General features: G+C 72.6%; 18 protein-coding genes. 7 read left to right on the forward strand and 11 right to left on the reverse strand.

Translation table 11 applies throughout. The features are described 5' to 3' along the window. Positions 1-40 precede the first annotated feature (40 nt). The gene (locus WFH32_RS16210) at positions 41-1,576 is read right to left on the reverse strand and encodes an MFS transporter (RefSeq protein ID WP_336708340.1); all 1,536 of its coding nucleotides are present in this window, start codon (positions 1,574-1,576) and stop codon (positions 41-43) included. A gap of 849 nt (positions 1,577-2,425) precedes the next feature. On the opposite strand from WFH32_RS16210, the gene WFH32_RS16215 reads away from it, so the two are divergent. Both WFH32_RS16215 and WFH32_RS16220 read left to right on the forward strand, forming a co-directional pair. Next, positions 2,426-3,613 carry an aminotransferase class I/II-fold pyridoxal phosphate-dependent enzyme gene (locus tag WFH32_RS16215; protein WP_336708341.1) on the forward strand — a complete coding sequence of 396 codons (1,188 nt, stop codon included), beginning with the start codon at positions 2,426-2,428 and terminating at the stop codon, positions 3,611-3,613. 297 nt (positions 3,614-3,910) lie between these two features. Next, positions 3,911-4,324, forward strand: a complete 414-nt coding sequence (locus WFH32_RS16220) for an SRPBCC family protein (protein WP_191796455.1) — start codon at positions 3,911-3,913, stop codon at positions 4,322-4,324. A gap of 70 nt (positions 4,325-4,394) precedes the next feature. Here WFH32_RS16220 and WFH32_RS16225 read toward each other — a convergent pair whose 3' ends face one another. The 3 genes from WFH32_RS16225 to WFH32_RS16235 all read right to left on the reverse strand — a co-directional run bounded on the left by WFH32_RS16225 (position 4,395) and on the right by WFH32_RS16235 (position 8,858). After that, positions 4,395-4,853: an OsmC family protein gene (locus WFH32_RS16225; protein WP_191796456.1), complete on the reverse strand. Its 459-nt coding sequence runs from the start codon at positions 4,851-4,853 to the stop codon at positions 4,395-4,397. A gap of 217 nt (positions 4,854-5,070) precedes the next feature. Beyond that, entirely contained in the window at positions 5,071-7,638 is a 2,568-nt protein-coding gene (locus tag WFH32_RS16230; protein WP_138825941.1) for an ATP-dependent Clp protease ATP-binding subunit, read from the reverse strand. 230 nt (positions 7,639-7,868) lie between these two features. Beyond that, positions 7,869-8,858 (reverse strand): YwiC-like family protein, encoded by a 990-nt coding sequence (locus WFH32_RS16235; protein ID WP_336708344.1) that lies wholly within the window; start codon positions 8,856-8,858, stop codon positions 7,869-7,871. A 183-nt stretch (positions 8,859-9,041) separates the two neighbouring features. On the opposite strand from WFH32_RS16235, the gene WFH32_RS16240 reads away from it, so the two are divergent. Next, positions 9,042-9,668: a hypothetical protein gene (locus tag WFH32_RS16240; RefSeq protein ID WP_191796458.1), complete on the forward strand. Its 627-nt coding sequence runs from the start codon at positions 9,042-9,044 to the stop codon at positions 9,666-9,668. Between the two features lie 152 nt (positions 9,669-9,820). Then, entirely contained in the window at positions 9,821-10,729 is a 909-nt protein-coding gene (locus tag WFH32_RS16245; RefSeq protein WP_336708346.1) for a universal stress protein, read from the forward strand. Here the strand turns inward: WFH32_RS16245 and WFH32_RS16250 are convergent. From WFH32_RS16250 to WFH32_RS16270, 5 genes are all read right to left on the reverse strand, one after another. Further along, entirely contained in the window at positions 10,726-12,777 is a 2,052-nt protein-coding gene (locus WFH32_RS16250) for a sigma-70 family RNA polymerase sigma factor (RefSeq protein WP_336708347.1), read from the reverse strand. The two genes, WFH32_RS16245 and WFH32_RS16250, sit on opposite strands and share 4 nt — an antisense overlap. A 242-nt stretch (positions 12,778-13,019) precedes the next feature. Next, positions 13,020-13,640: a pentapeptide repeat-containing protein gene (locus WFH32_RS16255; RefSeq protein ID WP_336708349.1), complete on the reverse strand. Its 621-nt coding sequence runs from the start codon at positions 13,638-13,640 to the stop codon at positions 13,020-13,022. Positions 13,641-13,679: 39 nt separating this feature from the next. After that, complete coding sequence (locus WFH32_RS16260) at positions 13,680-13,952, reverse strand: hypothetical protein (RefSeq protein WP_336708351.1); 273 nt, start codon at positions 13,950-13,952, stop codon at positions 13,680-13,682. A gap of 123 nt (positions 13,953-14,075) precedes the next feature. Then, a complete protein-coding gene (locus WFH32_RS16265) occupies positions 14,076-15,005 on the reverse strand; it encodes a ribonuclease Z (RefSeq protein ID WP_336708352.1) in 930 nt (309 codons plus the stop codon). A 3-nt stretch (positions 15,006-15,008) separates the two neighbouring features. Next, positions 15,009-17,096 carry an ABC1 kinase family protein gene (locus tag WFH32_RS16270; protein ID WP_336708353.1) on the reverse strand — a complete coding sequence of 696 codons (2,088 nt, stop codon included), beginning with the start codon at positions 17,094-17,096 and terminating at the stop codon, positions 15,009-15,011. Positions 17,097-17,244: 148 nt separating this feature from the next. Here WFH32_RS16270 and WFH32_RS16275 point away from each other — a divergent pair, with 148 nt between their 5' ends. Together WFH32_RS16275 and WFH32_RS16280 are read left to right on the forward strand one after the other, a co-directional pair. Then, on the forward strand, positions 17,245-18,918 hold the full coding sequence (locus WFH32_RS16275) for an alpha/beta hydrolase (RefSeq protein WP_336708355.1): 1,674 nt from the start codon (positions 17,245-17,247) through the stop codon (positions 18,916-18,918). Positions 18,919-19,055: 137 nt separating this feature from the next. Next, complete coding sequence (locus WFH32_RS16280) at positions 19,056-19,631, forward strand: DUF6993 domain-containing protein (protein ID WP_191798232.1); 576 nt, start codon at positions 19,056-19,058, stop codon at positions 19,629-19,631. A 158-nt stretch (positions 19,632-19,789) separates the two neighbouring features. Here WFH32_RS16280 and WFH32_RS16285 read toward each other — a convergent pair whose 3' ends face one another. Further along, positions 19,790-20,026: a hypothetical protein gene (locus WFH32_RS16285; protein ID WP_191792262.1), complete on the reverse strand. Its 237-nt coding sequence runs from the start codon at positions 20,024-20,026 to the stop codon at positions 19,790-19,792. Positions 20,027-20,244: 218 nt separating this feature from the next. Between WFH32_RS16285 and WFH32_RS16290 the strand changes: the two genes are divergently transcribed. Next, positions 20,245-20,577: a cupin gene (locus tag WFH32_RS16290; protein WP_191792260.1), complete on the forward strand. Its 333-nt coding sequence runs from the start codon at positions 20,245-20,247 to the stop codon at positions 20,575-20,577. Between the two features lie 98 nt (positions 20,578-20,675). Here WFH32_RS16290 and WFH32_RS16295 read toward each other — a convergent pair whose 3' ends face one another. Further along, on the reverse strand, positions 20,676-21,890 hold the full coding sequence (locus WFH32_RS16295; RefSeq protein WP_336708360.1) for an alpha/beta hydrolase family protein: 1,215 nt from the start codon (positions 21,888-21,890) through the stop codon (positions 20,676-20,678). Positions 21,891-21,928: the final 38 nt, after the last annotated feature.

Raw genomic sequence — 21,928 nt, forward strand, 5'->3', positions numbered from 1 at the left:
TCGGGCACCCCCGGTGGCGCAGCGCCCACCGCGGCGTGACTCAGCCCAGGTGCACCGCGACCTGCTCGCCCTGCGGCAGGAGGCGCTCGCGGGGCCCGCGGATCAGCACGGCCGCGAGGACGGCGCCCACGACCAGCGTGACCGCCGTCGCGACGAACGCTGCCGAGTAGCCGTCGACGAACGCCGAGAGCTGCGACGCCTCGTCCGTGACGACCGCCCCGGCGACGGCGCCCACGTAGAGCGTCGTGAAGACGGACAGCCCGATCGAGCCGCCGATCTGCATCGACGCGTTGACGGTCGCGCTCGCGGCGCCCGCGTCGTGCGGCTCGACACCCGAGAGCGCGACGTTCTGCAGCGGCACCAGCACCAGCGCCATGCCCGCGCCCAGCACGAGGAGAGCCGGCAGGACCTCGACCGCGTACGAACCCTCCACCGTGATCCGGCTCAGGTAGACGAGCGCGACCGCGGCGACCAGCGGCCCGCCGATCATGAGCGGCCGCGGCCCGAACCGCGCAAGAAGCTGCGTGACCACGGGCGCCAGGACGAGCGTCATGATCGTCATGGGCAGCGTGCCCAGGCCCGCCTGCAGGGGCGAGAGACCCATGACGATCTGCAGGTGGAGCGCGAGGTACAGGAGCGCACCGATCATGAGCGCACCGAAGATCGCCTGGAGCAGGAACGCCCCCGCGCGGACCCTGTCCGTCAGGACGCGCAGCGGGAGCAGCGGCTGCGCGACGCGCGACTCGATCCACACGAAGAGCGCCAGGAGGACGACGCCCGCCGCGAGGCACGCGACCGTCTCGGGCGCGGCCCAGCTGTGCTCGGCGAGCGTGAACCCGTAGACGAGCGAGCCGAGGCCGAGCACCACGACGACCGTCCCCAGGACGTCGTACCGGTTGTCCCCCTCGGCCTTGCTCTCACGGATCAGCAGCTGGCCCGCGACCAGCGCGACCACCACGACGGGGACGTTGACCCACAGGCACCAGCGCCAGTCGGCGAACTCGGTCAGGGCACCGCCCAGGACCAGCCCGACAGCGGCGCCCACCCCCGCGACCGACCCGAAGACCGCGAACGCGGTGTTCCGTTGGCGGCCATGCGGGAACGAGACCGTGAGCAGCGCGAGCGCGGCGGGCGCGAGCAGTGCGGCGAAGACACCCTGGAGACCGCGCATCGCGACGAGCTCGGTGCCGTTGCGCGCGAGCCCCGCGAGCAGCGACGCGACCCCGAAGCCCACCATGCCCAGCAGGTAGGTGCGCTTGCGACCCCAGTAGTCGGCGACCCGCCCGCCGAGGAGCAGGAGTGCGCCGAAGGCGAGCGCGTAGGCCGTGACGACCCACTGGCGCTGCGTGTCGGTCAGGCCGAGCTCGACCTGGGCCTGCGGGAGGGCGATGTTCACGATCGTGCCGTCGAGCACGACGAGGAGCTGTGTCAGCGCGAGGATGACGAGGATCCACCAGCGACGGGGGCCGGTCTCGACCGGCGCGTACTGCTCGACCGGCGCGGAGCCGTGGGGCTCGGCGGAGGGAGGGACCACCTGGGCCGAGGGCGCAGAGGTGGAGGGAGGAGAAACGGGCATGACCGACCTTCGGGGACGCAGCGGGGATCGTGGGGTTTCCAGCCCGGATCGAGACGTGTCGCGAGATGCCGCAGACCGTTCGACCGCCCCAACTACGAAGTCGGACAGACGAACCATCCTAACGTGTCGGCCCGTCAGGAAACGGTGTGAGGTCGCCCACGGCAGGTCCCTCGACGGGGCGGGAAACGCCCGGGCCGAGCGGCGCCGTCGGGCCTCCCCGATCGTCGAGTGTGCAGTTCGGGCTGCCACCTGCGCGGATCAACAGCCCGAACTGCACACTCGGCACAGTGGCAAGCTCCTGTCAGCGACGCCCCCGCCCGGGTAGACCCACTCCCCGACGACCGAGTCACCGTCGGCGTCGAACAGGCCCTCGAAGTAGGCAGGCCCACCCTTGGCCCCTGCCCAGATCGTCAGGCGGTCACCGGCGAGCTCGTACGCGTAGTCCAGCGTGTTGCCCAGGGAGTCGTAGAAGCGGGAGACGACGTCCTCGCCCGCGGGCTCGCCGAGCGGGTGGAGGTTGCCGATGACCTCGAGCCCGGCGACCGCAGATCGCCACGCTCTACCTCTGGCTCGAACCCCTCGCGCCGACAGGCCCGGTCCGCCTGGCGCGCGTCGTGGCGGTCGCGCGGGCGTTCGGCCCCAGGCGGGGCCTCGACCTCCTCGATGCGCTCGACCGCGAGCACGGGCTCGCCGTCGGGCCTTCCCGGCTCCCCCCGGCCGGCCCGCAGGCCCGGTGCTAGCGTGGAACAGCCTGATCCTCGCGGCCCTGCCACCCGCCGCCCGTCGCCACCCGGCGACCACTCACGGACACCGCCGTCCACCCTGCCGTCGCCCGAGCGAGGAGCTCCCATGGCCGACGAGACGATCTCCCGACGCGTGCGCGACCTCGCGCGGTCCACACCGTTCGACGTCCTGCTGGGCTTCTTCGCGCACGAGTATCCCGAGCGCCGGGCCCGCCCCGGTGTCCTCGACCTCACGTTCGGCAACCCGCACGACCCGGCCCCGGCCGAGTACGTCGAGGCGCTGCGCGCGAGCGCCGTCCCGCGCGACGAGCACTGGTTCGGGTACAAGGTCAGCGAGCCTGCCGCGCGGGCCGCGGCCGCGGAGTCGCTGCGGGACGTGGTGGACCTGCCCTTCGAGCCCGACGACGTGCACCTCACCACGGGCGGATTCACCGCCCTGGCCCTCGCGCTCAAGCTGGTGTGCGACCCGGGCGACGAGGTCGTCTACAGCGTGCCGCCCTGGTTCGCGTACGAGGTGATCGTGCGCGAGGCCGGGCTCGTACCGGTCAAGGTGCCGGTCTCCCCCGAGACGTTCGACCTGGACCTCGGCGCGATCGCGGACGCGATCACGCCGCGCACCCGCGTCGTGCTCGTCAACACGCCCAACAACCCGACCGGACGCGTGTACCCCCTGGACGAGCTGCGCCGTCTGGCGACGTTGCTCGACGAGGCGTCGGTGCGGAACGGGCGCCGCGTCTTCGTGGTGTCGGACGAGCCCTACCACCGGATCGTCTACGACGGCACGGAGTTCCACAGCCCTGCAGAGGTCTACCCGTGGACCCTGCTGGCCTACAGCTACGGCAAGACGCTCCTCGCGCCCGGCCAGCGCATCGGGTACCTCGCGGTCCCGCCGACCCTGCCCGGGCGGGAGGGCCTGCGGCCCGCGATCGAGGCGCTCCAGATCGCGATCGGCTACGCGTTCCCCAACGCCGTCCTCCAGCACGCGCTGCCGCTCCTGGAGCGCATCCCGTTCGACGTCGCGCTCTACCAGCGCAAGCGCGACCTCATGGTGGCCGGGCTGCGAGACATCGGCTACGACCTGCACAGCCCCGAGGGCACGTTCTACCTCTTCCCCCGCTCCCCCGATCCCGACGACCGCGCCTTCGAGGCCCTCCTCGCCGACCACGACGTCCTGGTCCTGGGAGGGAAGTACTTCGAGACCCCGGGCCGGTTCCGCATCTCGCTCACGGCGAGCATGGAGACGCTCGAGGCGAGCCTGCCGCGGTTCGCGGCGGCGTTCGGCGAGGTGGGCTGAATATCGCGCCCGACGGCGCGCTGCGGCGGTGCGGGTGGACGGTGCTCGTCGTCGACCGTGCGCAGCTCCTCCGCCCTGCCGACGTGGTCACCCTGGTGCGCGACGTCCTGGACGAGGCCGGCCGTGCGTGACGTCGTGGACGGCCGGGCCGGGTCGGTGCACGCGTCGAGTGTGCAGCTCGGGCTGTCGCCGGGCGCTCGAGACAGCCCGAACTGCACGCTCGGCGCGCACCCGCACGTGCCGACCCCCGCCCCGAGGGCTACGGTCGGGGAAAACCGCTCGAAGAGGAGAGGTCCCATGACCGGACTCGTCGCCACCGCCTCGATCCACATCGCCGCCCGCCCCGAGAGGGTGTGGGCCGAGCTCGTCCACCCCTCCGCGACCTGGATGCTGGGAGCCAACGTCGAGACGGACTACCAGCCGGGCAGCACCATCACGTTCGAGGGCCAGTACCAGGGCAAGCACTTCGAGGACCACGGCACCGTCCTCGAGGTCGACCGACCCCGGACGCTGCGCTTCACGCACTACTCCCCTGCGAGCGGCGTGCCCGACGTCCCGGAGAACCACCACGAGGTCGCGATCACGCTCGCCCCGGACCCCAAGGGCACGCGTGTGACGATCCGGCAGGACAACAACGACTCCCCCGAGGCGGTCGAGCACTCCGAGGAGCTGTGGCGCACCGCGCTCGCCTCGCTCGCGGGGCACGACTGACCCCGCCGGGAGGCGTCCGAGACGCCACGCGGCTCCGCCCCGGGCCCAGGCCCGGGGCGGAGCGGAGGCGTCAGGCTGCCGAGGCTGGTGCCCCCGCCCGCACGACGCTGACCGGGGTCGCGTTCATCAGGTTGTCCGCGACGCAGCAGCGTTCCTCGGCGGCCACGAGGAGTGCGTCGATCTCCTCGGGGGTCGCGTCGGCGTCGACGTCGATCTCGAGCCGGATGCCCTGGAAGCCCGCGCGGTCCGGGGTCGGCCGCCCCATCAGCCGCTGGGGGTTGAGCGATCCCGTCGCTGTGACGCTCAGGCTCCGCACCTCGATGCCGCGCTCCTTGGCGACCATGTGGGTCGTGATGTTGAGGCAGCCGGCGAGTCCGGACAGGACGAGCTCGACGGGGTTGGGGCCGGTGTCGTCGCCGCCGAGCGACGCGGGCTCGTCGATCGTGACGGAGAAGTCCCTGATCTGGACGTCGAGGCGCGTCGGGGACTTCGCGGTGCCGGTGACCGTCGCGGTGTACTGGGGTGCCATGTGCCTGCCGTTCTCCTTGAACTGATACCGATGTACCAGTTTCTCGCCGAGGAGCCGGCCGGCGTCAGGGACGTTGGTCCCGCACCCGCCGCCCTACGTCCCCACCCACACCACGTCCCCGGGCGCGCCGAAGGGCCCCGATCCGTGAGGATCAGGGCCCTTCGAGCCGGTCGGCGTCAGACGACCGGGGATCGACAGCCGATGGCTGCCGGGAGGATCACTCCGCGCCGGCCTGCAGCTCGCCGGTCGGCGGGAGGTCGGCCGTCGAGATGCCCGCGGGGGCGTTGAGCGCTGCCGTCGCGGCGACGCTCACCGGGCCACGCTCGTGGTCGTCCTTGGAGACGCCACGGAACGTGAACTCGCCCAGCAGGCCCTCGCCCTCGGCGTCGACCAGGACGATCTGACCGGCCTTGAGCTCGCCGAACAGGATCTTCTCGGACAGCACGTCCTCGATGTCGCGCTGGATCGCGCGACGCAGCGGACGAGCGCCGAGGACCGGGTCGTAGCCCTTCTCGGCCAGCAGTGCCTTCGCGGCGGTCGTGAGCTCGATGCCCATGTCCTTGTCGCGCAGGCGCTTGTCCAGCTTGGCGATCATCAGGTCGACGATCTGGACGATCTCGGTCTGCGAGAGCTGCGGGAAGACCACCACGTCGTCGACACGGTTGAGGAACTCGGGGCGGAAGTGCTGCTTCAGCTCGTCGTTCACCTTGGCCTTCATGCGGTCGTAGCTCGTCACCAGGTCGCCGCCGGCGTTGAAGCCGGTCTGCAGGCCCTTGGCGATGTCCCGCGTACCGAGGTTCGTGGTCATGATGATGACGGTGTTCTTGAAGTCCACCACGCGGCCCTGCGAGTCGGTCAGGCGACCGTCCTCAAGGATCTGCAGGAGCGAGTTGAAGATGTCGGCGTGCGCCTTCTCCACCTCGTCGAACAGGACCACGGAGAACGGACGACGACGGACCTTCTCCGTCAGCTGGCCACCCTCGTCGTAACCGACGTAGCCGGGAGGCGAACCGAAGAGACGCGAGACCGTGTGCTTCTCCGAGAACTCCGACATGTCGAGCTGGATGAGCGCTTCCTCGTCCCCGAAGAGGAACTCGGCGAGCGCCTTGGCCAGCTCGGTCTTACCGACGCCCGTGGGGCCGGCGAAGATGAACGAGCCACCGGGACGCTTGGGGTCCTTGAGGCCTGCACGCGTGCGGCGGATCGCCTGGGAGAGCGCCTTGATGGCCGTCTCCTGGCCGACGACGCGCTTGTGCAGCTCGTCCTCCATCTTCAGCAGGCGCGACGACTCCTGCTCGGTGAGCTTGAGCACCGGGATGCCGGTCGACATCGCGAGCACCTCGGCGATCAGGTCCTCGTCCACCTCGGCGACGGTGTCCAGGTCTCCGGCCTTCCAGGCCTTCTCCTTGTCCGCGCGCTGCTGCGTGAGCTGCTTCTCGGTGTCGCGCAGACGCGCGGCCTTCTCGAAGTCCTGCTCGTCGATCGCGGACTCCTTGTCGCGACGCGCCTCGGCGATCTGCTCGTCGAGCTCCTTGAGCTCCGGCGGGGCGGTCATGCGACGGATGCGCAGACGCGCGCCGGCCTCGTCGACCAGGTCGATCGCCTTGTCCGGCAGGTACCGGTCGTTGATGTACCGGTCGGCCAGCGTCGCGGCAGCCACCAGCGCGGCGTCCGTGATGGACACGCGGTGGTGCGCCTCGTAGCGGTCGCGCAGACCCTTGAGGATCTCGATCGCGTGCGGCAGGCTCGGCTCCGAGACGAGGATCGGCTGGAAACGACGCTCCAGGGCCGGGTCCTTCTCGATGTGCTTGCGGTACTCGTCGAGCGTGGTCGCACCGATGGTCTGGAGCTCGCCGCGAGCCAGCATCGGCTTGAGGATGCTCGCCGCGTCGATCGCGCCCTCGGCAGCACCCGCACCGACGAGCGTGTGGATCTCGTCGATGAACAGGATGATGTCGCCGCGCGTGCGGATCTCCTTGAGGACCTTCTTCAGGCGCTCCTCGAAGTCACCGCGGTAGCGGGACCCGGCGACCAGGGCGCCGAGGTCCAGCGTGTAGAGCTGCTTGTCCTTGAGCGTCTCCGGCACGTCGCCCCGGACGATGTCCTGGGCGAGGCCCTCGACGACGGCCGTCTTGCCGACGCCCGGCTCACCGATCAGCACCGGGTTGTTCTTGGTGCGGCGCGACAGGACCTGCATGACGCGCTCGATCTCCGAGGTGCGTCCGATGACGGGGTCGAGCTTGCCCTCGCGTGCGGCCTGCGTGAGGTTGCGGCCGAACTGGTCGAGCACGGCCGAGCCGGAAGGCTGGCCCTCGGCAGGGCCGCCCGCGGCGACGGGCTCCTTGCCCTGGTACCCGGACAGCAGCTGGATCACCTGCTGGCGCACGCGGTTGAGGTCGGCGCCCATCTTCGTGAGGACCTGGGCTGCGACACCCTCTCCCTCACGGATGAGCCCGAGCAGGATGTGCTCGGTGCCGATGTAGTTGTGGCCGAGCTGAAGGGCCTCGCGGAGCGAGAGCTCCAGGACCTTCTTGGCGCGCGGCGTGAACGGGATGTGCCCGCTGGGGGCCTGCTGGCCCTCGCCGATGATCTCGGTGACCTGCGAGCGCACACCGTCGAGGGAGATGTTGAGGGACTCCAGCGCCTTGGCTGCGACTCCCTCTCCCTCGTGGATGAGGCCGAGCAGGATGTGCTCGGTGCCGATGTAGTTGTGGTTGAGCATCCGTGCCTCTTCTTGGGCAAGGACGACGACCCGACGGGCTCGGTCGGTAAATCTCTCGAACATGTGCTGCTCCTCACGAGCGGCGTACACCCGCACCGGTGGTGCTCAGGCCTGACCGCAACGACTCTATCCGGGACCAACGGGGCCGACCCCACGGATATGCCCTTGTTCGCCAGGGGCGTGACGAGGGGCTCGCTCCGTGACCTTCGGCAGGACCGCGACCGGTGTCCGGAGGCTGTCCGTTCCGCCCGCCGGTGACCGTTAGGCGAGGTGGGGATGACCGAAACGCGAGGTCAGGGCACCACGGTCGCCGCGGCGCCCGCCTCTAGGCCACCCTGGCCGCCCGCACCGACGGCGACCGACCCTCCCGCCCCGACGGCGCCCGACGCGCCGGACCCGACCGCCTCGAACGTCTGCGGCAGCACGAGGACGACGACCGTCACGAGAACGCTCGCCACGACCTCGCCCATCCCGAACTGCATCGGCGTCGCCTGCGTGCGCGGCACCCAGACCGCACGCACCGTGAGCCCCGCGAACAGCGCGGCCGCGGGCCACCACACGAGCCCGGCCGCCGCGAGGGCGGCGGACGCGACCACGCCGGCCGCCAGGTGGTAGACCACCGAGGCGACGAGGTAGGAGCGCTCGCCGCGCTCACGGATCAGCGTCTTGACGTACAGGATCGTCCCCGCGAAGTACGCCAGCACGACCACGAACAGCGCCCACACCTGGAGCCACCCGATCCCCGCGACGCCCGTGACGCCGTCGGGCAGGGGCATGAGCGGCCAGACGCCGGGCCACGCCGCGCCGGGCCGCGCGCCGGGGCCCACGCCCGCCGCGAACGCGACCGGCAGCATGAGGCACGCCGCGAGGACCGTGGCGCCGTCGTTGAGCAGCGAGCGCTCGCTGCGCCGGTAGGAGCTCCACAGGCTCACCGCGACGAGCGGGGCGAAGAGCGGCACCCACGCCAGGAGGTCGGGGCGCAGGAGCAGGACCGCGACGGCTGGGACGACCGTCGCGATCCCGTACGCCCGCACTGGCGGCCACCAGCGCGCCTTGAAGCGGGACTTCAACCACAGGCCGGTCGCGAAGAACGCGAAGTACCCGACGAACCACAGCGCGGCGAGGGGCACGTGCACCCAGGCCGGGCTGCCGAGGAAGACCCCGACCAGCAGCGGCACGGCGAGCATCGCCCACGCGCCGTGCTGGTCGGGCACCCAGCCGGGGCCGCGGCGTCGTCGACGCCTCGTGGGACGCCGCTCAGGCTGCGTGCTCCCCTGGGTCATCCCCAGAGGCTGGCACGCGTCGTCGCAGACCAGGGCGTCGTCCCGGCGGGCGGACCACACGTTCCGCCGACCGGACTCACCCGCTCCCGACGTGCGCGACGGACGCGCCGCCAGCATCGTTGACCCCAGGACGCCACAGGGGCAGTCTCGAGGCAGGGGCACGCGCCAGTCCGAGGGAGGACGATGCACAAGCCGGACGAACCAGCAGGAGCCCACGAGTCGTGGGAGCAGATCGTCGCGCGCTTCGCCCGCTTCAGCGGTGTCGTCGGCGAGATCACGGACCCGCTCATGTGGGGCCTGGACCTCGAGGAGGAGACCGTCACCGGGACGGGGGGCGACGACCGCGACCCGACCGAGGAGCGCTTCCTGCGCGCGTACGTGTCGTTCGTCGGCGAGGCGGTCGACGTCGAGACGCTCCGCGTCGGGACGGACGACCCGCAGCAGGTCGAGGACATCGTGCGGGCCGCGCTCAGCGGTGCCCTCGCCGCTCCCCTGCACAACGACGCCCCCGACGGTACCGAGGGGCCGACCGGCGCCGACTTCGCCGACGCGTACCAGGACTACCGGTCCGCGATGCGGGCCATCGTGGAGGAGGTCGACAAGGCCCCCCTCCAGCACACGGCCTTCGTGGTCGACGACGTCTCGCACCCGTGCGTCCGGGTCGCCGTCCGGGCCACGGTCGCGGTGTACGTGCCGCTCGCCGACCGGGCCGTGATCGTGTCCGGGCCCGCGGACCTCGTGGACCGCGTGGACATCTCGACGGCCCCGATCCGCAACCTCCTGCACGGCGACGACGGGCCGCGCTTCTGAGGTCGTGGCACGGTCCCGGCGATGCTGACGCTCCCTCGTGATCAAGCAGACACGCCCAGGCGTGACGTCGCCCGCAGGACCGGCGAAGATGGAGGTGCGGACGGCGCACAGGAGCGCTGGACGGTCGTCGAACGAGAGAGCAGGTGACGTCGATGAGTGACGTGGTCGTCGGTGTGGACGGATCGGTCCAGTCCCAGGAAGCCCTCGACTGGGCCCTCGTCGAGGCAGGTTCGCGAGGCGTGCCGCTCACCGCGGTCCTCGCCTGGGAACCTTCTTGGAAGGACGGTCCGCGCCCCTCGGAGCCGGCCGACTTCAGCCACCTCGCGGACCTCAAGCAGGACCAGGTCCTGACCCTCCTGGACGAGGCCCGCCACCGTACGGGCGTCGAGGTCGTCACGCACGCGGAGCAGGTCCAGGGCTCGGCGGCCACCGCGCTGCTGGCCCGTGCGGAGCACTCGGAGATGCTCGTCGTGGGCAGCCGTGGGCTGGGGCGCCTGGGTCGGCTGGTGCTGGGTTCGGTGTCGTCGGCCGTGGTCCAGGGCGCGACGCAGGTCCCGGTCACGGTCGTGCGTCCCGCCGAGGGCGACGCGGCGGACGACGCCGGAGCCCCGGCCGCGGCCGACGCGCCTTCGCGCGTCGTCGTGGGCGTCGACGGCTCGCGCACGTCGGTGCACGCGCTGCGCCACGGGCTCGAGGTGGCCCGGCGCACGGGCACCGTCCTGGACGCGGTGTTCTGCTGGCAGATCGTCACGCTGGCCCCGCTGCCCGACTCGTGGGGCTGGACCCCGCCCGTCGACGACTACGAGAAGTTCGCCGGCGAGCAGCTCGACCGCGCGCTCGAGGCCGCAGGCGTGGACCTGCCCGAGGACCAGGTCCGCCGCAGCGTCGTGCACGCCCACCCTGCGAAGGGGCTCATCGAGGCGGCCGAGGGCGCCGAGCGCCTGGTCGTCGGCAACCGGGGGACGGGCGGGTTCGACCGCCTCCTGCTGGGCTCGGTCAGCCGCCAGGCCGTCGAGTACGCCTCGTGCCCGGTGACCGTGGTCCGCCGCCCGGCCGACTAGCTCGGTGGCTGGTCGATCGTGAACGTCGAGGTCACGACCGGCCCGACGGCGCCCGTCGCCCGGTCGACGTAGCGCAGCCCGAGCGTGTGCTGCCCCGGGTCGAGACCCGAGGCGACCAGGTCGATCGGCCTGCCCGACATGGTGTGCAGGTTGCCGGTGGACCGACCGTCGAGGAACGCCTCGGTCGTGAGTCCGGCGCGCCCGTCGATGCGCACCGTGACGGACGGCCCCCACGGGATCGACCCGCCGTCGGTGGGAGCGAGGATCGTCGGCAGCAGGAACGTGAACGGCCCCGGGACGTTCGTCGCCTCGGAGGTGGTGCCGTTGCGCTCCTGCGTCACGGTGAGCGTCTCCCACACGGTCGCGCTGCCCGACGGCGTCGCTCGCCACGTGCCGTCGGGCGCGACGTCCGCACTGGCCACCACGGCAGAGGTTCCGTGGCTGGTCGCCGACACCGTCACGATCGCGCCGGGCTCGCCCGTGCCCGAGAGCTCGGGCAGGAAGACCAGCTCACCCACAGGCGGGGCTACGAGGGTCGGCGCGGCGAGCTTCGGGTCGACAGGGTCGACCGGGGGTTCTGGGTCGACCGGTGGGTCCACCGGAGGTTCCGGGTCCACCGGTGGGGTCACCGGAGGCTCCGGGTCCCCCGGCGGGTCGACAGGCTCGGAGGGCGGTTCGACCGGCTCCACCGGTGGCACCACGGGAGGAGCGGCCGGGTCGGGAGCCGGGCGGACGGGGTTCGTCGCCCGACCGGTACCCGCGCCGCGGGACGGCTGGTCCGCCGTGGAGTCGTCGTCCTGCCCTGCCGCCGGTGCGGTGTCCGGGTGCACCTCGTCGGGGACGGTCGTGGGATCGGTCGGGTCCGTCCCGGGCACGAGGGCCAGCCCGTCGGCCGACGGGGCCTGGGACGCCCCGTCGGCCGAGGTCTGCGGGCCCGGTCCGGAGTGCTCCGCCACGACGGGCGGGGTGGCGCCCCACGGCTGCGCGACCGCGACCGCCCCGACCGCGACGGCGACACCGGCGGTGACGAGCGCGAGGATCGCCCCGCCGGAGAGCCCGGACGTCGTGGCCGCACCGACGGCCCCGGCACCTGCTGCACCCGCGGCGGCGCTGCCCGCAGAGCCGCCGGACCCGGTCGAGTCGCCGCCCGCACCGCCGCCGGACCCGCTGGCCGTTGCCCCGCCCGGGGCGCCCGCGGCGCCGAGGGCGAGATCCGCCGTCGGGTCGATGAAGACGCCCTTGGCAGCGACGAAGCCCGCTCCGCCGAGGGCCGCCGAGCTGCCGCCCAGGACGGCCGGGACGCCCAGCACCAGCGGGACGAGCAGGAGGCCCAGCCGCGAGGCGACCTGGTCGACCTCGTCGACCAGGATGGAGCACGACAGGCACCCCGTGAGGTGCTCCTCGAAACGGTCCTTGTTCCGTGCGCTCAGGGCGCCCCGGTTGTAGTCGCCCATCTGCTCCGCGGCCCAGCGGCACTCGTCGGAGACCGCGGCCGTGTTGACATGGGCCTGGAGCCAGGACCGGCGCAGCCCCTCGCGCGCCCGGTAGGCCAGGGCCGAGACCGACCCCGCGCTCAGGCCGAGCAGCGGCGCGACCTCGCGGGCGTCCATGCCCTCGACCTCGGTGTACCAGAGCACGGCCTGCCACCTGGCGGGCAGCGCCTTGAAGGCCGTGACGGTGACCGACCCCTCGACCACGACGTCGGCCATGTCCACGGGGTCGGCGACCTCGGGCACCTGGTCGACAGCGATCGGGTCCGGCGCGTGCGACCACGTGATCGCGACGCTGCGGATGGTCTGGTAGAGGTACGGGCGGAACGGACCGGTCGGTCCCTTGCCCGCCTGGATCGCGCGCAGGATCCGCAGGAAGGACTCCTGGACCAGGTCGTCCGGGTCGAACGACGACGTGACGCGACGGGCCGCGCCGCGCCCGGCACCCGAGTGACGCGACCACAGGACCGCGTACGCGTCCTGCGAGCCCCCGCGGACGGCGTCGACCAGCTCCTCGTCGGCCAAGGCCCGGAGGTCGGTCTCGCTCGTCGTCGACATGGGTGGGTCCTTCCACGGCGTGCCCGACGGTCGGGCGTGAAGCGCCTGTCAGGAGAAGAGACACGCTCGCGCGGCGATCATGACGCGAACGTGACGCGTCTCACCGGGGCGTCGGGCGTCGTCGGCGTGTCGTCGGCGGGCGCACGGCCCACCCGCACTCGGTGCGTCCGCACGGCCCACCCGCACTCGGTGCGTCCGCACAGCCCACCCGCACTCGGTGCGTCCGCACAGCCCACCCACGCTCAGTGCGTCCGCACGTCCAGGCCCAGGGCCTCCGCGACCACGAGCGCCTGCGCAGGGTCCACGATGGCCCCCTGCACGATGCTGCTCAGGGGATCGAGCGCGCTGAGGTCGCTGCCTCGCAGGTCCGTGCCCGTGAAGTCGGCCTTGTGCAGCCAGGCCCCGGACAGGTCGAGGTCGCGCAGCACGGCGCCCTGGCAGCGAGCGCCCGTCAGGTCCGCCTCGCGCAAGCGCGCCCCGGTGACGGTGACGCTGCGCAGGTCCGCCCCGGCCATCGTCACGAACGACCAGTTGCCGCCCACGACCTTGAGGAGGTCGAAGGTGCACTCGGTGAACGTCGACCCCACGGTCTTGCAGCGTGTGAACGTGGTGTCGAAGAACGAGCAGCGCGAGAACGTGCAGTTCGCGAAGGCCGAGTCGGTGTGGGTCGACGCGTTGAACCGGACGTTGCGGAACGTGCACTCCGTGAACGTGGCGCCCGTCGTCGTGATCTCGGAGAAGTCGCAGTCACCGAACGCGACGCGCTCGAACGTCTCGCCGTCGAGGTCCCGGCCGTACCAGTCCTCGCGATCGACCGAGGAGTCGGTGGGCGGGGTGGGGGTGCCTTGCGCGCGATCAGCCATGAGGTGGACCGTAGCGGGAGGCACCCACGGTCCTGGCGCCTACCTCCGACCGAGCCCCCGGCGCACCGCGTAGATGACGAACCCCGCTCCGGCGAGACCGACGAGCCAGCCAGCGGTGCCGAGCACGGGACCGGTGGTGCAGTAGGACGCGCCGGGCGTGACGGAGTCGACGCACTGGCCGGCCTGGACGCTCACCGCGAGGAAGGACACGACCGCGACCACCACGGCGAGGAGCAGCCAGCCCCAGCGGAGGCGGCGGGGTGCGTCGTCGGGCGCGTCGGGCTGGTCGTGCTCATCGGGCGCGTCGGGCATGCTCCGAGGGTAGTGGTGCCGAGCACGGGATTCCGCGCCGTCGAGCACGGGGAAGATGTCGCTATCCCCACGAGAACGACCTCAACCCCGTTCTCGACTGCCCGCAGCCGGCCGGCCACCGGCTCAGTGCACGCGCGGCGGGACCTGCACCCGGTCGAGATCCTCGGCGACCGTGAGCTCGCCGTCGAACACGGTCCTGGCCTCGGCCCAGAACTCGGCCGGGTCCTGGTACCGCTGCGAGAAGTGGGTCAGGACGAGCGACCGGACCCCGCACTCGGCCGCGACCGTCGCCGCCTGGAGCGCGGTCAGGTGACCGAACGCGTGCGCGAGGTCGCGGTCCCGGTCGAGGAACGTCGACTCGATCACGAGCAGGTCGACGCCGCGCGCGAGCGAGAAGACCGCGTCGCACAGCCGCGTGTCCATCACGAACGCGAACGACTGTCCCGGGCGCACGACGCTCACGTCCTCGACCCGGACCGTCCGTCCGTCGCCCACCTCGACGACGCCCTCGCGCTGGAGCAGCCCGACCGCCGGTCCGTGGATCCCGGCCGCCGCGAGCCTGTCGGGGACCATGCGCCGACCGGCGGGCTCGTCGAGCCGGTAGCCGAACGCCTCGACGCCGTGGTCGAGCCGCTCGGCCCGCAGCGTGAAGCCCGGGTCAGGGCCCACGGGCGGGACGACCCCGTCGGCGGACAACGGCTGCAGCGCGAGGTCCGCACGGTGGTGGTAGGACGTGGCGTCGAGCAGGTGGTCGACCCAGGTCGCGCCCGACGCCGGGAAGGACACCGGGACCGTGTGCGGCACGCCGTCCAGGCTGATCCGCTGCACGACGCCGGCCAGCCCCAGGCTGTGGTCGCCGTGCAGGTGCGTGATCGCGATCCGCGTGAGGTCCGTCGCGGACACCCCCGCACGCAGCATCTGTCGCTGCGTGCCCTCCCCCGGGTCGAACAGGATGGCCTCGTCGTCCCAGAACAGGACGTAGCCGTTGTGGTTGCGTGTCCGGGTGGGCACCTGGCTGGCGGTGCCGAGGACGACGAGCTCGCGGCGGGACATCTCCTACCAGCCCCTGTCCGCCGGGGCGCCGCGGAACGCGTAGATCAGCACCCGGATGCTGAGCACCGCGCCGACGAACAGCATCACGGCCCCGAAGACCGAGTACCAGCTCAGGTCGTTCGTGAGCTGCGGCCCGTTCTCCGCGATGAGCAGGAACACCCCGCCCACGACGCTCGCGGCCGCGATGATCGTCGAGATGACCTGCTGCACGAGGCTCGTGACGAACCTCCGGTCACCGGGGTCGGAGAACGCCCGGACGTTGACCGTGAACCTCCCCGCCTCGAGGTCCGACGTGATCTTGTTGAGGCGCCGCGGCAGGCGCTCGATCGACGGGGCGAACGCCAGGAGCTGGGCCCCTGCCTTGGCCCGGATCTTGCGCAGGCTGACCATGTTGCGCAGCAGCTCCTCGCCCTCGTCGCGCGCCGAGGAGACGAGCTCGAACGAGGGCGACAGGACGTGCAGCGTCCCGTCGAGCGCCGCGATCGTGCGGAACGCCGCGGCGACCTGCGGCGGCACCCCCATGCCCGCGTCGTTCACGAGGCGGACCATCGCGGCGAACAGCGAGCCGCTGCTCGCGGCCCCTCCCCCGCGGAACCGCAGGATGAGCTGCCCGACCGAGCGTTCGAACCGGCGCTCGTCGAAGCTGTCGGGCTGGTCGAGGAGCTCGATGAGCGCGTCGGTCGCCGCGATCGAGTCGTCGGCCTCGACCGCGAGCAGCACGGCCGCGAGCGCGACCCGCTCGGCCTCGTCGAGCCGGCCCACCGACCCGAAGTCCAGCAGACCGAGCGATCCGTCGTCACGCAGGAGGACGTTGCCCGGGTGCAGGTCGGCGTGGAACACCCCGGTCACGACGATCTGGTCGAGCGTGACGCGCAGCAGGCGGGCTGCGATGTCGTGGCGCGCGTCGTCGTCGAACGTCGCGAGGAGCTCGGCCGCGTCCCCGACGGGAGTGCCGTCGAGGCGGTCCATGACCAGGAGCGTCGAGCTCGACAGCTCGGGGTAGACGCGGGGGATCTCGACGAGGGGCACGTTCGCGTCGGGGTCGTCGACCTGGTGCGCACCGGGCAGCGGGTGCCGCTTGGAACGCCGGATCGTCGCGAGCGCGCCCTGCACGTCGAGCGTGTTCTCGAGCTCGGTCGTGTAGTCGAGCTCCTCGCGCAGCGAGGCCGCGAAGCCTTCGGCGAGGTCCAGGATGCCGAGCGACGGCCCCCACGACGTGTCGCGCTGGAGCCTGCGCGCGATCCGCAGCACGATCCGCAGGTCGCCCAGGACCTGCTGGCGTGCCCCCGGCCGTTGGACCTTGACGACGACCTCGCGGCCGTCGAGCAGGGTCGCGCAGTGCACCTGTCCCACCGAGGCGGACGCGATGGGGTCGGGGTCGAGGTGCGCGAACACGGTGTCCACGGGGGCGCCGATCGACCGCGTGACCATGGCCTCGACGTGCGCCCAGGGCGCGGGCGGGACCTGGCTCTGGAGCCGCGACAGCTCCTCGACGTACACCGCGGGCAGCAGGTCCGCGCGGGTCGAGAGCATCTGGCCGAGCTTCACGAACGTCACGCCCGCGTCGCTCAGCGCGGCCCGCAGCTCTCGCGCGACGGCCCTCTCCTCGGAGTCCGTGGTCCGCTGGTGGCTGCGCCGCCGTGCGCCGCGACCGAAGAACCCGCCCAGGCCGTGGCGGACCATGATCCCCATGATCTGGGTGTAGCGCCACAGGTCCTTGGACCCGCTGCGCAGCTCGACGATCGCGCGCCACGGGGTCGGGATGCTGCCCGTGGGCACCAGGAGCTCCAGGACGAGCAGCAGCCCGAGGCCGATCACGAACGACCACGCCCACGCGAGGACGATGATCACGAGGACGACCCCGGGGTGGACCGTGAGCGACCCGTCGGGCTCCTGCACCCCGAGCTGCTGGAACCCCTCGGTGAGGCCCCACGACCCGAGCGTCACCACGAGGATCGTCATGAGGATCGACCGGATCCACCCGACCGGTACCCCGAGGACCCTGCGAGCCGTCGCCGCGAGCAGGAGGACCATGACGAGCGTGGCGGCAGCGGTGAACAGCGCCGTCCCGATCGAGGAGAGGATCTGCATGGCCCCTACTCTCCCGCTCCCGGCGGGTGAGTGCAGGAGGACACGCGTCGGGTGAGGACGCTCCTCTCGTCGACGCTCGTGCGTCGAGGCCCCGGGGCCCCCGGGCCCCGAGGTGCATGTCCGACATGGTCGTGCTCGGATGGTCCCGATGACTTCGCGATCGACGACGACACGAGTCCGCGCCGCAGCGTCCACGCTGGCGGCGGTCCTTCTCCTGGGTGGCGTGCCTGCCGTGGCCGCCACCGGGCCGGGGGGTGATCCGCCGTCGCCGGGCGGGCAGGTCGAGGCCCCGGTGCCGCAGATCGCGTGGGGTCCGTGCGACGGCACGGGCCTCGAGGCGTTCGAGTGCGCGAGCGTCGAGGTCCCCACGGACTACGACCGTCCGCGGGGCCGGACGACGACGATCGGCCTGACCCGCCTCCCAGCGACCGACCCCGCGCAGCGCGTGGGGAGCCTGTTCACGAACTTCGGTGGGCCGGGCGGCCCGGGCGTCGAGGGCCTCCACCAGCTCGGCGGCATGCTGTTCGACGACGAGGTGCTCGCCCGGTTCGACGTGATCGGGTTCGACCCGCGCGCCGTCGGGACGTCCGATCCCGCGACGTGCTTCCGCGACGCCGGGCGCGAGACGGCGTTCCTGTCGGACGTGCCGGCGTTCCCCGTGACCGACCGCGAGGAGCGGCGCTTCCTCGGGCAGATGGCGACGCTGGGGGCGTCGTGCACGCTGTTCTCCGGGGACCGCATCTCGCACTCGTCGACCGCGAACGTCGCCCGCGACATGGACCTGCTGCGCCAGGCCGTGGGCGACGACGAGCTCAGCTACGTCGGCTACTCGTACGGCACGGTCCTCGGGGCCACCTATGCGGCGCTCTTCCCGGACCGGGTCCGCGCGATGGTGCTCGACGGGACGATGGACGTCGACGCGTGGTCGGGCGTCGGTTCCGACGAGCTGCTGGGCGCGCGCATCGGGCAGGCTGCCGGCGCGACGGAGACGTTCGAGGAGTTCGCGCGGCTGTGCGCCGAGGCGGGCCCGTCGGCCTGTGCGCTCGCGTCGCTCGGCGACCCGGCCGAGGTCGTCGAGGCGACGTACGCGGCCCTGCGCGAGGCGCCCGTCGAGGTGCCGCTCCCGGACGGGTCGACCGTCCCGATCGGGTATCCCGAGACCGTGGCGCTCGTCTTCTCCTACCTCTACGAGCCGGCCGCCTGGGGCGACCTCGACCTGACGCTCGCAGGCCTCGCGGTGCTGAGCGGCGCCGTCGGGCCGCCTGCCGCGGACGCGCCGAGCGCCCGCGGCGCCGCCCCGTCGCTCGGGGAGCTCCTGCGCCGGGCCGGGTACGCGCAGGACTACCCGTCGGTCGGTGGCGCGCTCGCGAGCCTGTGCGTGGACGTCACGACGCCGGGCGCCCCGCGGTCGTACGCGGCGAAGGTCGACGCGCTCGACGCGCAGTACCCGCACTTCGGCCGCTTCCGCGGCTGGGTCGGCATCCAGTGCGAGTTCGTCCCGGTGACCGACCGCGACGCGTTCACCGGTCCGTGGGACCAGACGACCGAAGCGCCGGTGCTCGTCGTCGGCACCCGGTTCGACCCGGCGACGCCCTACGCGTTCACGCAGCCGTACGCCGACCACTGGCCCGACGCACGCGTGCTTACGGTCGAGGGCTGGGGGCACACGATCATCGGCAAGTCCGCGTGCGCCGACGCCGCGGTGGCCCGCTACCTCGTCGACCTCGAGGCGACCGACGGGGCGACGTGCGCCCAGGACGTGGTCCCGTTCCAGGGGCCGACGGTCCCTCTCGGCGAGGCGCTGCGGCTGCCGGTGACGTAGGCCGCGACGGTGACGGCACGATGCGGGGCGAGGGCGGTCCGACCGCCCTCGCCCCGTCGCGTGCCGTGCGTGAAGATCTCGCGCAGGGTCGAGCCTTGCGCTGGACGCGTCGGCCGCAGCGCGGCGAGACTCGCCGGATGAGCCACCCCCTGCCCGACGACGTCACGCCCGCCGGTCGTTCGCGTGCGGCCACGTGGGTGGTCCGGGTCGTGGTCGGGCTCGCGGCCCTCGTCACGGTCGCGCTCGTCGTGGCCGTCGTGGGCTACGTCGTCCTGGTGAACCGGTGGGCCGACGCCTACGACGTCTCTCCGGAAGCGCCCCCCGCGGTCACCGGGTCGACGGACCCGACCCCCGAGCCGGAGAACCAGGGGCTCGACTCCTCGAACGAGGCCTACCGCGAGCGCCGCGGGACCCCCGCGTCGGACGCCGAGGCCGCGCTGTCCGTCCCGGCGGTCGAGGCCGCGCTCGCCCCGCTCGTCACGGGCGACCCGTTGCGCCACGACGAGGTCGTGGCCGCACTGACCGGCGCGGGGTTCGAGACGTTCGGCGTGACCCCTGGGACGACGCCGTCGGGCGACCCTGCGACGAGCTTCGGGGTCGGCGTGAGCGTCCCGGGAGGCTGCGTCTACGGCGGCGTCACCCCGGAAGGGGTCACCCTCGAGGCGGGCGGCCCGATCGCCGACGGCGGCTGCCTGGAGATGCCGACCCACTGACCCCGGCTGTGCCCCGCGGCCGTCCGATCCGCCGCCCGGGCCACCGGCACGCGTCGTCGGCGTGCTGGGTTCACCGTCACGCCCACCGAGTGTGCAGTTGTGGTCGTCCGTCGCGGCGGTCGACCGCCACAAGTGCACACTCGACGTGGCGCGCGGTTCTAGGCCGACGCGGCCTCGGGCTGGGACTCGCCCGGGTTCGCGCGCTCGAGCGCTGCCCGGTAGACGCGCAGGCGCTCGACCTGCAGGTCGGAGAACAGGGGCGCGTCGACGTCCTCGACCGGCTGCGTCCGCAGGAAGTCGAGGATCTCGGTCTCGGTCTCGTCGATCTCGGCGAGACGTTCGCGATCGGCGTCGTTGAGGAGCTGCCAGACGTCGACGAAGGTGGGCACGTGCATCACCCCATGCTCTGTCACCCGTCCCCGGATCGCGCGCCGACCTGCCGACGAGTGACGGGCGTCACACGATCCGCACGCGCCCTCTCCCAGGAGGTCACATCCGCAGGGCGCGACGACCGCGCGGGTGCGCGGCGCCGTCGGGCACCCCGCGCGCACCGGGCGAACCGGACGCCCGACCGCCATGATGGAAACCCCGCCCCCACCCGAACGGAAACCCCATGACGAACCTCGAGCTGCTCACCGACGCGCACCTCACGCGCGCCCGGGACGGCGACAACGGCCGCAGCGCGGAGGTCGTGCTGCACGACGGCGTGCTGCGCCAGACGATCATCGCGATCCTCGCGGGCGTCGAGCTCGGCGAGCACAACTCGCCGCCCGCCGCGAGCATCCAGGTGCTGCGCGGCCGCGTCCGCGTCACCGCGCTGGAGGGCGACGAGGAGGTCGGGCCGGGCGAGCTGCGCGTGCTCACGCACGAGCGGCACGCCGTCGCCGCCCTGGAGGACTCGGCGTTCCTCCTGACGACGGTCACGAGCGTGCCCACGGCACCCTGACTTATGCACCCGGGTGCCGAGAACGAGGTTGAGGTCGTCATCCACCGCAGAACGTCCCCAGTCCCGTTCTCGGGACCCCGGCTACGTGGGGACCCCGGCTACGCGGGGGCGCCGTCGTACTCGAGGGTCTCGTCGAGCCAGTCGTAGACGCGCTGGTGGAAGACCCCGCGGCCGATCATCTCGCAGTGGCCCGTGACGCCGTCCTCGGGGCCGAGCTCGACGTACTCGGTCGGGCACGTGAGGTTCTCGGCGAGCGTCCGGGCCGAGGCGGAGAGGTCGTCGCCCACGGTGCGGCACACGAGCACCGGGCAGCGGATGAGGTGCTCACGCCCTCGCATCGTGTAGTCGTGGGACAGCCGGATGAAGTCGAGCGGGTCGCGCACGCCGTGCGCCCACAGGTTCCGGCGCAGCGCCCAGCCCGCCGAGGGCTTCTTGAGGAGCTGGTGGAGCGTCGTCTCGACGACCCGGAGCGCGGCACCGCGGTCGTCGTCGAGGTGGCCGGCCAGGAGCGAGGGGAACTTCGCGGTGACCGTGCCGAACAGGTCGTAGGGTCCGCTGTCGGCGACGCAGGCCGCGAGGCGGTGCTCCCCGGACGCGGCGCGGGGCGCGAGGTAGCCGCCGAAGCTCCAGCCGTGCACCACGATGCGCTGCGGGTCCACCTCGTCCAGGGTCAGGGCGTGGTCGACGACGGCGCTCACCACGGTCTCCCAGTCCGGACGGAACGCGACGCCCTGGTCGAGGATCACGCTGCCCTGGCCCGGGCCGTCGAACGCGAGCACGTCGTACCCCCGGTCGAGGGCAGCGACCGCGTTCGCGAAGTACAGCTCCTCGGCGGTGCCGTCGTAGCCGTCGACGAGCAGGACCGTGGGGCGCGGGCGCCCGTCGTCGGCGGCCCGGAAGAAGTAGCCGGGGAGCGTCCCGCCCTCGAACGGGATCTCGAGCACGTCCGGCGGAAGGTCCAGGAGCGCGGCCCCCTTGCGGAACGTCTCGGTCTGGCGGCGCGAGCTCTCACGGAACCGGTCGTCGACGGGAGCCCCCATGAGGAAGAGCCCCGCGGTGCGGTAGTAGTTCGAGGCGCGCAGCCAGGCGCCGCGGGCACTGACCGGGTGACCTGCGATGTCGCTCTCCTCGGCCGTCTTCTCGACGCGCGCGGCGGTCGCGGACCACTCGTCGTACCACTGGTTCCCGTCGGTCCGGGTGATGCGGCGGGCCGTCTCGAGGCACTCGCCGATCTCTGCACCACCCTGCGCGGTATAGGCGAGCGCTCGGACGAGCTGCGCGTCGAAGAGCTCGTCGTGAAGGACCAGGGTCATGGCTGCTCCGCCCGTCGTCGGGCTTTCAGGCTAGGTCC

The organism is Oerskovia sp. USHLN155, assembly GCF_037145535.1.
Taxonomy (GTDB): Bacteria; Actinomycetota; Actinomycetes; order Actinomycetales; family Cellulomonadaceae; genus Oerskovia; species Oerskovia rustica.